A 14,218-nucleotide genomic window follows, 5' to 3' on the forward strand; every position below is an offset into this window, starting at 1 on the left:
CAGGTCTGCAAAACTTTGAAAGACGCCGCCTCTTAGCTTCTGCAACAGCAAGGATTTCGGCCTATTGTCTCTTGTGTGGAAACATTGAGCAAATAACGACAAGAAAACTCGGAAAAATGGCCAAGCTGTCCAATCATTAGGATAAGAATTCGTTCGAACATGGGCGCAGCATCAAAGATTTGTATTTCAGGCGACGGTGATCTTGGTCGCTACAAGGGACGATAGAGAATGGATCAAAACCATATCGCAAACCAATTTGGCCAACAGCGTCTGGATGGCATATGGCGGATGATTTACCGTCATCTGAAGTTGATCCTCGGAGTGACCGCAGCTGTGATCGTCGGCACGTTTATGGTCGTCAATCAACTGGACCCAAGATACAAATCCCGCGCCGAAATCGTTCTCACATCTCTGGATATGCGCGTCCGCGCCGACAGTGTCGAACTTGAATCCTACGAGCTGACCCGCACTTTGATTGAAACCGAAATCGACATCCTGCGGTCACGGGAGTTTGCGGCAGAGGTCGCCCTGGCGCTGGACCTGTTCGAGAATGAGGCTTTTGCCGGGGCGCAAAACCCCGCAAATCCGCAATCCACATCCGTTATCCGCAATCGTGTAATCGACAATACACTGTCGACATATAACGTACTTCGGCAAGGAGAGAGCCTTGCGATTGAGATCATCTCAACAGCCGAAGACCCGCAGCTGGCAGCCGATATTGCTAATACAGTTGCAGAAACCTTTATCCTTCGCCTGCAGCAGCGGCGGCAGCAGGGTCTTTCATCTTCCATTTCTTTTCTTAAGGACCGCGTAAATGAGCTGGGTGACGAACTAACCCGTGACGAACTTCAGATGGCGGCCTTTATTCTTGAAGAAAATCTGGCGGATGAATCCGTGCCGGGTAGGCTTCGGTCGGAACTTGCGCGGCTGAACTCGCAAAAAGATGTGCATGAGATCAACGAAGCCAGCAGCGAAGAGGTCGACAAAATTGCTGACCAGATTGCCGTTGTTGAACAGGCATTGCGCAGCCGGACCGGTTCGGAAATTGCATTGCTGCGGATGGAACGCGCGCTAGAGCTTCTTCGGATCCGGTATCAGACGACGATTGAAAAGCTGAATGATTTCGAAACCCAGCAACAGTTTCTTGGCCAGGCGGTTCAGCAGGTTTCGGTTGCTCATGCGCCGACTTCGGCATTCTGGCCGAATACCAAAGTCGCCGTCGCAGTCAGCGCGATTGTCGGGTTCTCTCTGGCATTTGTGATCGCCCTGTTGATGGAGGGCAGCAACACGCGGATCGTCAACGAAAACCAGATCGAACAGCAAACCGATCTGACCAATCTGGGTTTCCTGCCGGATACGGTGATGGATTCGGACACGGATGGTCAGCAGGAGTTGTTGCGCTTTATCCGTGATCAGGGCCGCTCGCCTTATGTCGAGGCGCTGCGCAGTGTTTTGACCATGTGGTTTAACACAAATGATGACGGCAGCATCGTCATGGTCACCTCTGGTGTTCCTGGAGAAGGCAAGACCGTGGTTGCGGTTTCGCTGGCCCTAGTGGCGGGTACAGATGGGATGCGCGTTCTATTGTTGGATATGGACAACCACCGTTGCCGTGCCTCAAAAACACTGGGTCTGACCGGGGCGGCCCCGGTCGAGATCGATGACGCGCTGAGCGGTGCCGTGCAACCCAGCCAGATTTATGTCGATGGTGAAAGGGTACCGGGGGTTTCGTCGATCAGTCTGAACCTGCGTCCGAAAATATCCCGCAAACAGTTGATGCAGCAGCTTGGCGAATACGGGCGCATGTTGCGCAATCAGTACGATCTTGTGTTGGTCGATACGCCGCCGACATTGGTCATTGATGACACGATCCGACTTGGGCCGCTTGTCGATGGTACGTTCCTGGTGGTGCGCTGGGGGCAGACCACCGAAAAAATTCTCAAGGATGCAATCGAAAAGCTGCGGATGAGCAATATCAAGATTTCCGGTACGATCATGAATGGTGTGAACATGCGGAAGCAAAGGCAATATGGGTATGGTGCCTATACATATCATTACTCGGATGAGCCTGGGAAAAGCAGCTGATTACGGTTCGCAGACCCTTGTAGGATTTGTTAGATTGGTGATTGGGTATTGGTTTTTATTTGCGAATATGAGGGCACAGCGCCCGCGACGCTTTTGCGGCGTGGTCCAATGACCGGCAGCCGCCAAGGGGTGGAATTGGCCGGTCGTTTGTGCGGCGGGCGGGTGGATCAGACATGACCTCTCAGCCCGGCGCAACCTCAATCCCGGCTGCTGTGCTTCGGCGTTTACTGCGCAATCTGAAATGGATCTTTTCCTCTCAGATAGCAGTCGCTTTGCTGGGTCTTGTGTTTCTGCCGGTGGCCGCTCGCGCACTTGGAGCTGCAGGCTTGGGGGTAATGGCAATAGGCGAGGCCTATGCGCGGATCGTTTCCCGGTTCCTTCATCTTGAGCCCTGGCAGGCGGTGATTAGATATGGAAGCACTGCGCTGGAGGAAGAAGACCGCGAACGATTTCGCCGACTTGTCGGGCTGTCGGTCCTGATTGACGTGGTTGGGGGCGTATTGGCCGCCGGCGCAGCGATCGCATTCGCACCGATTATCGCCGGATGGCTGGGGCTGGATCAGGATCTTGCATGGGTGCTGCCGGTCGCATCGCTGGGAATTCTGGTTTCGCTGAGGCCAACCGGGCTGGCTTTGTTGCGGTCCTTCGACCGGTTCGATCTGTTGGCCAAACTGGATATTTTCGCAGCGTCTGTGCGGATGGTGCTGGGGGTGATTGTCTGGCAATTGGGGTTTGGGCTGCCTGGCTTTGTCGCGATATTTGTTGCTGTCAGCCTTTTAGACGGCGTTCTGGCCTTTGCCGCGGGGCTGCGAGAAATGTCGCGGAATGGCTATGGCCGTCCGATGCTTGGAATAAAGCAAACTCTGGGTGAAAATTCCGGGTTTCTGCGCTTTGTTTGGAACAGCAATCTCTCGGTCATCTTGCGTCAGACCACGCAGCGCCTGGACGTGATCATATTGGGTGTTCTGATTTCACCGACGATGGTGGGATATTACCATATCGCGAAACGGTGCGGCGAAGCTGCACTGCGTCTTGGACGACCGCTAAGCCAGGCGATCTATCCCGAGTTCACCCGGTTTGCCGCCCGAAATGAATTTGACCGTTTGCAAAAAATGCTAACGGGTCTCAGCGCCGGGTTCTGGGGGGTAATTGCCCTTGTCTTGATTCCAGTGATCTTGATGCTGGAACCGATCGTTACTGCGATTTTTGGCGTGGATTATGCCCCCGCAGTACCGGTCGTGCGCGTGCAGGCAATCGCGGTAGGTATTTATCTTGGTGGGATACTGCTGAACCCTGCACTGCTGAGCCTGGGGCAAGACCGGGCCTTGGTTCGGATCGGTTTGTTGAACACCATTTTGTTTCTGATCCTCATCGCACCGATGGTTTCTGTTTTGGGTGTGGTCGGTGCCGCTGTGGCGCATGTGCTGTGTAATTCCGTCTGGCTAGGGCTGTGTGTGTTACACTTGCGGCGTACATTGCTGAACCCTGCATTACACGGAAAGGAGCAGGTGCGCCCATGAGACCTGCATCGGCCCAATCAGTTTCCTTTGGCAAGCCGACCAATGGAATCGGCTATTTGCCAAGCGTAGACATGGCAGCTCTCTATTTCCTGATGGCGGCTGTAGCCCTGGCGCCGATGAACTATCTCAGAGTGGATTTCGTCTATTTCACCCTCTCGGATTTCTTCTTTGTGCTGGCTGGGTTTGTCATGCTGGCAACCGGCCAGCTGCCGGTTAAGATATTCGGGCCAGCAAGCGGGTTCTGGTACAGTTCGTTCCTGTTTTTCACAGGGGGCCTGACCATAGGTTCGTTGATCAACGGTGATCCGACCGAGCTGCTGACAGTGTTTGTTCAGTACTTCTTTTCGTTGATCGTGCTGCCAGTCCTGATCGGCAATCGAAGCTTTGATCAGATCGTCCTTCTGATGAAGGCATTTATTATTGGTATGGGCATTGTTGTGCTGTTTGGCATCTATGCAATCAACTTCATGGAAGACCCGACACACCGGTTTGTATCCGCCAATGGTCGCATGCTTTCGCTGGTCGAGCGGGCAAATGAATGCGCGCTTATGCTGGCGATGGCCATCGTTTTCCTGCTTAGCCTGATCCTGCAGAAGCAAAGCAGCCGCATCTGGGGGCTGATCGGGCTGCCAATCCTGTTTTACGGAGTCATTCTGACCGGTTCGAATTCTGGTCTGATCGTGACCATAGTGGGGACTGTCGCCATTATCCTCAGCAGCGGGTCCCCGCGTCATGTTGTGACCCTGATCGTCGGCACGTTGATTGCGGTTTTGGTGGTCCTGAACTTTGGTGAGCTTTTCTTGCCCGAGGTCTTTCGCGAACGAGTGCTGAATGCCGTTCTTGCAGGTGACATTAGCCAGGCGGGCACGTTCTCTGACCGGTTATTCCTGCTGCAAGAGGCTTTCGAGGTATCCCGTGGCACTTTGTTGATCGGGCTGGGTGCAAACCAGTACAGCCTGGCCAGCGAACAGGGAATCGTGGTTCATTCGGCCTATTTGCTGACTCTGTCCGAAGGTGGCTTGATTTCTCTGCTCGGTATGGTCGGCTTTATTTTGGCCAGCATATACTTGGCCTGGATGGCCATTTCTGTCGGCCGCTCGCCATCGGTCGGGGCACTGACCATCGTTGCCATGCTGATGTATGTCGTGCTGCTTGCCGGAGCGACGACCTTTTATGCCCGGTTCTGGAACGTACCCTTTGTCCTAGCCATTGCGCTTAGCGTGTCGCGCCTGCCGGTGTTTGGACCAACGAATACACTTAGGAGAATGTCGTGAAATTATTGCAAAAACTGATGCTTTCTGTGATCGCGGCTTCGGCTTGTTTTATCGGTGCGCTTCAGGCCGATGAATATGTTCTGGCACCGCAGGACAAGATCAATTTGCGTGCGATGCGCTGGGATCCGGTGGGCGCGTCTTTTGTGAACTGGCAAGGCGTTTCCGGTGAATATGCGCTTTCTTCGGGAGGAATGCTGATGGTGCCTCTGGCCGGTCAGGTTCATGCTGAAGGGCGAACGACCGAAGAACTGGTACTGCTGCTGGAAACTCAGATGCGCACTCGCGTGGGGATGGCAGAACCGCCTCATCTGGCGATCGAAGTCATCGGCCATCTGCCTGTATACATATTGGGGGATGTCCAGATTCCAGGCTCGTACCCCTATCGGCCACAACTGACTGCGCAGCAGGCGATGGCGCTTGCGGGCGGGGAATACCGGTTGCCGTTGCAAAATGACGTAGGAACGAACTTTACCGGATTGCGGGTTCAGGGTGAAGTTCAGTTGTACAATGAACAGATCGAAGCTCTGCAAGCCGAACAACGCCGACTGCTGGCTGATCTGTCAACACTATCCCCGGACGGTGGTGATGCCAAAATTGAACCCCCGCAAGGTCTGCAGGGGGAGATTCTGCAAGCGGATCAACAGGCCCGGGAAGGGCAGGGTGAACGCATCATCCAATTGCAGGAAACCCTCAAAGATCAGATCGATAGCCTCGAGCGGCAGCTGGAATTGCGCGCAAATCAGATCGGGATCACGCGCAAAGATCTGGATGATGCTCTGGCACTACAGAAAAAGGGCCTTACGGTCAGTTCGCGCGTGTCATCTCTGTCCAACTCGCTGAACGATCTGGAAAGCAAAAGTGTGGATATCGAGATCGCTTTGGGCTTGGCCCGGCAACAGCTGAACCGCGCGCAACGCGATGAGCTGGAGTTGCTTGATACCGCGCGCTCGAATGCGCTGGTGCGGCTGAATCTGGTGCAGATCGAACTCGAGGATTTGCAGACCCGGCTGGGCACCGCGAAAATCCTGCAGGCCGAGCTGGCAGCGCTTGGCGTTGTTGAAGAGGTTGATGCGGTCGAAGAGATCGTCATCGAATACTCGGTCACCCGCGCGGCCGGAGGAGCCGCAACGGCGATTTCGGGTGACACTGTCTTGTCCCCCGGGGATACGCTTTCGGTTTCTCGAACCTTCGTCACGCAAACACAATAGATTTCAGTTCAATGATTTATGGTTCAGCGCGCGGTTCTGATGTTCGGCGCTGAGCCAAAAAGGCGGCAGGCCAGAATGAAAAAGATACGCGTTTTATTTCCCTTTGCAGGTTGGGCAGATCTGGGCGGCAGTCATGTTTCCGCGCTCAAACTTGCGTCCTGTCTGGACCGGGATCAGTTTGAACCATTGGTCCTTTGCCACAACGAAGCCGGGTCGGTCGGGCAGTATGCTCAATCGTTGGGTCTGAATGTCGATGTTTTGCAGGGCCCCAGGCTTATGGGCCCTCCAAACAACAAAACGGATGCAGATGTTGGCTTTCCGGAATACTGGAGCCGGACCTACGGCCAGCTCGTCCGGTTTTTGCGGGACAAAAAGCCAGATATCGTCCACACAAATGAGGGCCGATTGCATGTGAATTGGGTGTTTCCGGCCAGACGGTTGGGGATCAAGCATATCTGGCACCACAGGCAGGATCCGCGCGCGGTAGGCGTTAACTATGTCGCGCCGGTGTTTTCGAACCGCATCCTAAGCGTGTCGTATTTTTCGAAACCCTCGCGCCCGATACGCTCGGTTGACAAAAAGTTTCAGGTCATCCGCAGCCCCTTCGACCTGAGCATTCAGCGCCCGGATCCAGACGCGGCGCGTCGGATGATCCTGAACGAAATCGGTGCGCCGGAAAATGCAGTTCTTCTGGGATATTTTGGCCATCTGGAACCGCGAAAACGCCCGGTACATTTTGTCCAAAGCCTTGTGGCCATTCAGAAACAGTTTGGGGACAGGCCGGTACATGGCCTGCTGTTTGGCAAAGTACTCAATCCCGATGACGGGTTGGACTCAGGCTCCATGGACGTGGCCCGAGAACAGGGGATGGGCGCGCAGATTCATATGATGGGTTTTCGGCAGGATGTTGAAAAGTGCATGGTCGCCATGGATGCCACCCTTGTGCCGGCCCTGAACGAGCCATTTGGACGCACCTTGATCGAGGCCATGCACCTTGGGCTGCCCGTTGTGGCCACACGGCACGGCGGCAATATTGAGGCAATTGATCATGGCAAAACCGGTTTTCTGGTAGATCCGCAGGACCCCGAGGCCTTTGTTGAGCCGGTCGTCTCTCTGATTGAGGACCCGAGCCTGAGGCAGCAGGTAACACAGGCTGCATACCAATATGTGCAGGATAATTTTGGGTTGGATAAACACGTGGCCGAAGTGTCCGACGTGTACCGAGAATTGGTTTCGTAATCCGGATGCGAAATGTAAGGTTTTGGGGGTAAAATGGGTTTGCCGAACGAACGAAAAATAGATTTCCTGATTTTCGGTGCTGCGAAATGTGCGACCACTTGGTTGCAGAATTCATTGACGGCTACACCGCAAATTTTCATGCCGGATCCCGAGCTGCACTATTTCTCGGATCATTATGACCGGGGGGCGGTCTGGTATCGCGATCAATACGAGGGTTATTCAGACCAGAGTATCGTAGGCGAAAAATGCAATACCTATCTGACACATCCAGAGGCGGCCAAAAGGATTGCCCGTGACTATCCTGATGTCAGGTTGATCCTGCAGATGCGCGATCCGGTTCGAAGGGCCTATTCCGACTACTGCATGCTGTTTCGCAGAGGCACTGTTGGGGACGACATTCATCGGTATCTGGACCCTGACAAGGCTGGTGATGAAAGGTTCCTGCACAATGGTAGATATGCCTATCACCTGCGCCGTTTCTACGATCTGTTTCCGACCGATCAGATTCTGTTGCTGGCCTACGAAAACACGATCTCACAACCGGTTGAAACCTTACGCCGTGTCGCCGAACACATCGGTTATTCCGGCGTCGTGGAGCCGCCACTAGAAGAGCGGGTCAAAAACAAAAATACGCCAATCGTGCCCTTGCCTCTGAGGCGGGTTCTGGCGCCGCTTCGACCGTTGCTTGACCCGATCCGGCATACGGGGCCGTTAAAGGCCATTCGCAAAGCGGTGGCGCGGCAGGTGGAGTATCCTGAATTGCCGGATGTATTGGCGCAGAAAATGGCCGATTTCTATAGACCGGATGTCGCCGAGCTTGATGCGATTGATCCGGGTCTCAGCCGCGGCTGGCGCAGTTTCTCTGATCAAACGTCAGCTTAGGGCGGGCGCGGATCAGTCCGTGGCAGTGGAGGGCAGGGTGGTATCACTGTCGATCAGCCCCATTTTCCGCAGCAGGATCGTGTTGATCCGCGCGACGTCAAACTCTTGCTCGGCACGCGCCCGCGCGGCCTGACCCATGGATTCGATTAGGCTCCGGTCTTCAACGAATTTTCTCATCGCATCCGCCAGCCCTTCGGGGTTGCGTTTGGGGACGATGAAACCGTTTTCCCCGTCGCCGACCGCATCGGCACATCCCGGGGCATCGGTCGTAATGACGGCGCGCCCGGTCGACATCGCCTCAAGAATGGCGCGGGGGATGCCCTCGCGATAGACGGTGGGCAATACGAAAACCGAACATTCCTTGAGAAAAGGCCGAACATCCTTGGTCTCGCCCAGATACTCGATATGCCCCTGCCGGCCCCATTCTTCGAGCTGCTGTGCGTTGACCGAGTCTGGATTGTCGTCCAGCGGGCCCAAAAGCTGACAGCGAACATCGGGGAATTGTTCCCTAAGCTGCCGGGCGGCCTCGGCATATTCGAACACGCCCTTGTCACGCAGCAAACGTGCGATCATCAGGAACACGGGTGGATCCGTAGGCTGATGGGATTTTGCGTATCTGGCGAGATTGACACCGGAACCGGGCACAATCGACAGCGCGGCCTGAGGTGCCAGCAAACGTCTGCTGCGAAACTCCTCGGCGTCGACCGAGTTGTAAACCAGAACTTCGTCGGCACCTTTCAATCCGAACCGGTAAAGGCCTGTCGCCACCGCTCTCAGCACTTTTCGGCGCAGGGTCAGTTCGGCATCCGCAAATACATAACCTAACCCGGTACACATCGCGAACCGCCGCCGAACGCCGGTCAACCGCGCCGCAAGGCCGCTGAAGATGATCGGCTTCATCGTATAGGCAAAGACGATATCGGGCCGTATTTCCCGGCAGATCCCGATCAGTGTGAACAGGGTGGACAGATCCTGAAATGGATTTAACCCCGCGCGCGCCATAGGGATTTGCCGAAATGTCACGCCGATCTCGGCTAGGGCTGCTTCGGTGGCCGCATCGTTTTCCGGTGCGCAAGCAAGTACGTCTGCGCGTTCCGCAAGCTCTTTCAGCAGGTCATAACGAAAATTGGTCAAAGAGGTCGTAAGATTGCCGACAAACAGAACTTTTGGGCGTCCGCCAGTTGTCGAACCACGTTCGGCAGGTACGGCCTGGGCACCGGAAGCGGTGTTGGGAAAATCACTCATCAAAGAAACATTTCAAACTTTAAAAACCAAGGTTGAGACGATGCTGATCCATGTCGCCGAAGCTGTCAACGGGGCTGTCACCAAAGCCGATTGTTGCCTATTTTTCACCTCTGACTGTCTGCGGCCTGATTGTTGAAAAATCACGCTGTTAAGTGACCTGGAACCTTGCATAAGCAATCGATTCAGGTCAGGTTTCGCCTGCCGCGGCACAAAAAGATATTTCCGAAACTGCGGAGTTTGTTTCCAATTCAGGCGCTGGCCGCCAAAAATTTGTTAATTGTTGAGTTTGCCTGACCTCCTCGGATGGTTTGGCGTGAGGTAAAGAAATGATCCGGAAATCCTGCTGTCTAAATTTGAGCAATAATAGGCTTGGCCCATCTTCCCTCGGCTATCCTCTGGCCGCTTATCTGAAGGGAAACAGCTGATGCCCAAATGGCCATTCTTCGAAGAAGATGAAATTGATGCTGTCAGCGCAGTGCTAAGATCCGGTTGCGTGAATGCCTGGACCGGCCCCGATGTCAAAGAGTTCGAACGTGAATACAGCGCCTATACCGGCGCGCAGCATGCGATCGCCATGGCAAATGGCACGGTCACTCTGGACGCCGCGCTGCTGGCGTTGAACATCCGACCCGGAGACGAGGTTATCGTCACACCGCGTAGCTTTATCGCGTCTGCCAGTTCGATCCTTCTGGCCGGTGGCAAGCCGGTATTTGCAGATGTGGATCGCGAGAGCCAGAATATCACCGCAGAAACGATTGCACCGGTTCTGACCGACAGAACCGTGGGGATTATCGCAGTCCATCTGGCCGGGTGGCCATCGGATATGGCGGGTCTCATGGATCTGGCGCGCAGTCGGGACCTCTGGGTGATCGAGGACTGTGCGCAGGCGCATGGTGCCATGATCGGTGACCAGCACGTGGGAACCTTTGGTACCTGCGGCTCGTATTCTTTCTGTCAGGATAAAATCATCACAACCGGCGGTGAAGGCGGCATGCTGATCACCGATGATGATGAACTGTGGTCCAGGGTCTGGAGCTATAAGGATCACGGCAAAAGCTATGATCAGGTGTTCAACAAAAGCCACCCTCCGGGGTTTCGATGGCTGCATAGTGGTCAGCCGGGCACCAATCTGCGGATGACCGGGCTGTCCGCCGCCATCGGGCGCATTCAGCTGGCGAAACTGGACGGTTGGCGCGCCCATAGAGCCAAAAACGCCGAGATTCTGGCGCAGGCTCTTTCCGGTTGCGCTGCGTTTCGGGTTCCCGTGCCGCCTGCCGAACTGACACATGCCTATTACCGGTTCTATGCGTTTGTGAGGCCCGAGGCTCTGGCCTCGGATTGGAGCCGCGATCGCATCATCGCCGAGATTTCAGAGGCGGGTTTCCCTGCGTTCTCGGGCAGTTGTTCCGAGATATACAGAGAAGAGATGTTCGCCCGCCTTGGCATCGGCCCGGGTGATCCCTTGGCGGTGGCGAAAGAGCTTGGAGAAACCAGCCTGGCATTTCTGGTCGATCCGACCTGGTCGCATCAAGACGTCGCCGGCCTGGCCGAACTTGTGCGCGAAATCGGAGATCGGGCGCGTGCATAGCCAGTTCACACCGCCGCATCCAGGTCGTGTGTCTAAAGGTTCCGGCCCGGTTTGTCAGTTTCGGGTGTTGAACCGATGATCATGCATGTCATCACCGATTTTTCCGGTCAGGGCGGGGCCCAGGCGATGCTGGCGCGGCTGGTTGCCAAATCCGGGGATCGGGTATTGGTGGTGTCGCTGACGGAGGTTTCGGACAGGATCAAAAGCCAATGTGCAAATCCAAACGCCGTTCTGATCGGATTGAATGCCAGATCACTGTCGTCCATGCCCCGCGCGATATTGCAGATATCGCGTCTTATCCGTCAGTATAAACCGCAGGCAGTTCTGTGCTGGATGTACCATGCGATGGTCATCGGGCTGATTGCCAGCTGGATATCAGGTCGAAAGGTGCCAATTTACTGGACGGTGCGGCAGGCTTTGGACGATACCAGCTCATTCACGCGCAGCACACGGATTGCGGTGGACCTGTGTCGGCGTTTGTCGGGCAGGTGCGCGGGGATCATCTATAATTCGCAACGCGCATTGGATCAGCACGCGAAGAACGGGTTTGCTGCTGCGCGGTCTTGCGTCATTCCGAACGGTCTGATCATGCCTCAAGCCTCTGTGGTGCGGAGCGACCCGCCCAGGGTTTTCGGGATTGCGGCGCGGTTTCATCCACAGAAGGATCACGAAACCCTTTTCCAGGCTCTGTCCCTGGCGCTGCGGTCAGTCCCCGATCTGCGCATCATCGCGGCCGGAGAGAATATGTCGCCTGAAAACTCCGAAGTACAATCATTGCTGGCGCGCAATAACCTGACTGCGGACAATGTAGAGCTGTGCGGCGACCTGCATGATATGGCTGCATTCTACAAACGGATTGATGCGTTGGTGCTTTCATCCCGAACCGAAGGGTTTCCGAATGTCATTGTCGAAGCGATGAGCTATGGCCACCCCGTTGTGTCGACGGATGTGGGTGATGCGGCGGTGATCATTCGCGACTGCGGATTGATCGTACCGCCCCGCAACGCGGAATTGCTGGCAGACGCTTTGGTCCATGCCGCAAATTGGTCGGCCCCGGAGTATCTGGAAAAAAGAGAAAAAGCCCGGGCGATTGTGGCCAATACCTACCAGCTTGACCGCGTTGCCGCGCAGTATCGGAACATTTTGGAGAGCGGCAGTCTTGATCCCGAAAAGATTGCCTCTCAGCCAGAACAGAAGGGGATCTGAGCGATGTGTGGCATCACCGGATTTATCAACTTTGGCACCGTTGATCGGTCTCAGGCCTCATCCGTCCTTGGCAGGATGTGTCAATCGATTGAACACCGTGGCCCGGATGGAACCGGGTTGTTTGTGGACCCAGATCAGGGTGTGGCCCTGGGGCATCTGCGTCTGGCCATTATTGATCTGTCGGAAACTGGGGTACAGCCGATGGATTCCGCCGATGGCCGGTTCACCATTGTGTTCAATGGTGAGATCTATGGCTATCTGGAATTGCGTCAGGAATTGCAGGATCTGGGCATAAGCTTCAGGGGCACATCCGATACCGAAGTTTTGCTGGCGGCGATGCAGCTTTGGGGTATCCGCAAGACACTGGACCGCGTCCACGGGATGTTTGCCATTGCCGTGTTTGACCGGAAAACCCAGAGCGTGACACTGGCGCGCGACCGGATTGGCAAAAAACCTCTCTATCTGGGCCTGGCCGGGAAAACCGTTCTGTTTGGGTCCGAATTGAAGTCACTGCGCGCGCATCCGGAATTTGGACCGGCAGAGGTGGACCGCGCAGCCTTAGGATCGTTTCTTCGGTTGGGATATATTCCTGCCCCGCGCACGATTTACCCAAATGTCCTGAAACTACCTGCGGGCTCTATGGTCGAGATCAAACTTGACACCCCACCGGCCTCGTTGGATGCGCTTCTGCAAGGGATCGAGCGGTTTTGGGATATCGAGGCGGTAGTCACCGAGGCGCGCGCAAACCCATATCCCGACGATGAAACAGCAATAGCTGAAATCGAATCCGAACTGCTGCGCGCGGTGGGCGAACGGATGGTTGCGGATGTGCCGGTTGGGACATTTCTGTCCGGAGGTGTCGACTCGTCGCTGATCACCGCGATGATGCAAGAGCAGTCGAACAGAAAAGTGCCCAGCTTTACGGTGCGTTTCGATGACGAAGACACCAACGAAGCCGACCATGCAAAGGCCATCGCCGAATATCTTGGGACGGATTACCACGAGGTGACGGCGACGCCGGAAATGGCGTTTCAAGCCATCGAAGGCTTGCCGCAAGTGTTTGACGAACCCTTCGCCGACCCGTCGCAACTACCAACCCTGCTGGTTTCGCAACTGGCGCGCCAGCAGCTTAAGGTCGTCATGTCCGGCGACGGCGGTGACGAGTCGTTTGGTGGCTATGCTCGCTATGTTCGGATGCAGGCTTTTGAACGCCTGAAGGGCAAGATGCCTGACCTGGCGATTCAGGCGCTGTCGCAGACGCCGCAATCGGTGCTGAGCGCTCTGGTGCCTGTCCTCAAGCCATTCGCCCCAAGCAGCATGCGTGACGATCTGAGCGCGGATCGTCTGGCCAAGCTGGCGCCGGTTCTGCAGGGGCGAGAGTTCCAGTGCCGCTATCAGGCCCAGTTTTCGATCTGGTCCTCCGGTATGCTTGGAAAGTCCGGCATCCCGCTGGGCAATGAGATCGGAACGCATGATTTGCCCGCAGGGTTGAGCCAGTTGGACAGCATGATGTTGTTGGATTCGCTCTATTATTTGCCGGATGATATTCTGGTGAAGGCCGACCGCACTTCGATGTCGGTGGGCCTTGAGATGCGCGCGCCGTTGTTGGACTACCGCGTTGTCACCGCCGCCTGGCGCTCTTCGGCATCGCTTCGGTGCGACGGGAAGGTTGGCAAGGTGGCGTTGCGGGAGCTTCTGAAAAAGCGGGTTCCGCAATCGCTGTACGACCGGCCAAAGCGCGGGTTCGGTATCCCACTCAACGCTTGGCTGCGCGGGCCCCTAAAGTCCCGTGTTTCCAGCATTCTTCTGGATGGGAACGGGCTTGAGGGTTTCGTGGACAAGGCAGCGTTGGAAAAATGCTGGTCCGAGCACCAATCAGGCAAACGCAACTGGGGTGCTCAGCTGTGGACGGTCTTTATGTTCCAACTATGGTCCGAAGCGTGGATGCGCTGATCGCAGCTTGGCGATTTA

Annotated in this window: 10 protein-coding genes; 9 read left to right on the forward strand and 1 reads right to left on the reverse strand. The window is 55.6% G+C overall.

The features are described from left to right. Positions 1-228 precede the first annotated feature (228 nt). From AC2FJW_RS08085 to AC2FJW_RS08110, 6 genes are all read left to right on the forward strand, one after another. On the forward strand, positions 229-2,085 hold the full coding sequence (locus AC2FJW_RS08085) for a GumC family protein (protein WP_496749767.1): 1,857 nt from the start codon (positions 229-231) through the stop codon (positions 2,083-2,085). Positions 2,086-2,258: 173 nt separating this feature from the next. Beyond that, the gene (locus AC2FJW_RS08090) at positions 2,259-3,605 is read left to right on the forward strand and encodes a lipopolysaccharide biosynthesis protein (protein WP_496749769.1); all 1,347 of its coding nucleotides are present in this window, start codon (positions 2,259-2,261) and stop codon (positions 3,603-3,605) included. Beyond that, positions 3,602-4,879: an O-antigen ligase family protein gene (locus tag AC2FJW_RS08095; RefSeq protein ID WP_496749771.1), complete on the forward strand. Its 1,278-nt coding sequence runs from the start codon at positions 3,602-3,604 to the stop codon at positions 4,877-4,879. The genes AC2FJW_RS08090 and AC2FJW_RS08095 overlap by 4 nt, the downstream gene beginning before the upstream one ends. Then, the gene (locus AC2FJW_RS08100) at positions 4,876-6,087 is read left to right on the forward strand and encodes a polysaccharide biosynthesis/export family protein (protein WP_496749773.1); all 1,212 of its coding nucleotides are present in this window, start codon (positions 4,876-4,878) and stop codon (positions 6,085-6,087) included. Before AC2FJW_RS08095 ends, AC2FJW_RS08100 begins: the two co-directional genes overlap by 4 nt. 75 nt (positions 6,088-6,162) lie before the next feature. Beyond that, positions 6,163-7,326 carry a glycosyltransferase family 4 protein gene (locus tag AC2FJW_RS08105; protein ID WP_496749775.1) on the forward strand — a complete coding sequence of 388 codons (1,164 nt, stop codon included), beginning with the start codon at positions 6,163-6,165 and terminating at the stop codon, positions 7,324-7,326. 33 nt (positions 7,327-7,359) lie between these two features. After that, positions 7,360-8,208 carry a sulfotransferase family protein gene (locus tag AC2FJW_RS08110; protein ID WP_496749777.1) on the forward strand — a complete coding sequence of 283 codons (849 nt, stop codon included), beginning with the start codon at positions 7,360-7,362 and terminating at the stop codon, positions 8,206-8,208. Between the two features lie 12 nt (positions 8,209-8,220). On the opposite strand, the gene AC2FJW_RS08115 is transcribed toward AC2FJW_RS08110, so the two are convergent. After that, on the reverse strand, positions 8,221-9,453 hold the full coding sequence (locus tag AC2FJW_RS08115) for a glycosyltransferase family 4 protein (RefSeq protein WP_496749778.1): 1,233 nt from the start codon (positions 9,451-9,453) through the stop codon (positions 8,221-8,223). A gap of 424 nt (positions 9,454-9,877) precedes the next feature. Here AC2FJW_RS08115 and AC2FJW_RS08120 point away from each other — a divergent pair, with 424 nt between their 5' ends. From AC2FJW_RS08120 to asnB, 3 genes are all read left to right on the forward strand, one after another. Beyond that, positions 9,878-11,041: a DegT/DnrJ/EryC1/StrS family aminotransferase gene (locus AC2FJW_RS08120; RefSeq protein ID WP_496749779.1), complete on the forward strand. Its 1,164-nt coding sequence runs from the start codon at positions 9,878-9,880 to the stop codon at positions 11,039-11,041. Positions 11,042-11,122: 81 nt separating this feature from the next. Further along, a complete protein-coding gene (locus AC2FJW_RS08125; RefSeq protein WP_496749780.1) occupies positions 11,123-12,247 on the forward strand; it encodes a glycosyltransferase in 1,125 nt (374 codons plus the stop codon). A 3-nt stretch (positions 12,248-12,250) separates the two neighbouring features. After that, on the forward strand, positions 12,251-14,200 hold the full coding sequence (asnB, locus tag AC2FJW_RS08130; RefSeq protein ID WP_496749781.1) for an asparagine synthase (glutamine-hydrolyzing): 1,950 nt from the start codon (positions 12,251-12,253) through the stop codon (positions 14,198-14,200). Positions 14,201-14,218 lie beyond the last annotated feature (18 nt).

It is taken from the genome of Ruegeria sp. CDSA020, from assembly GCF_059612345.1.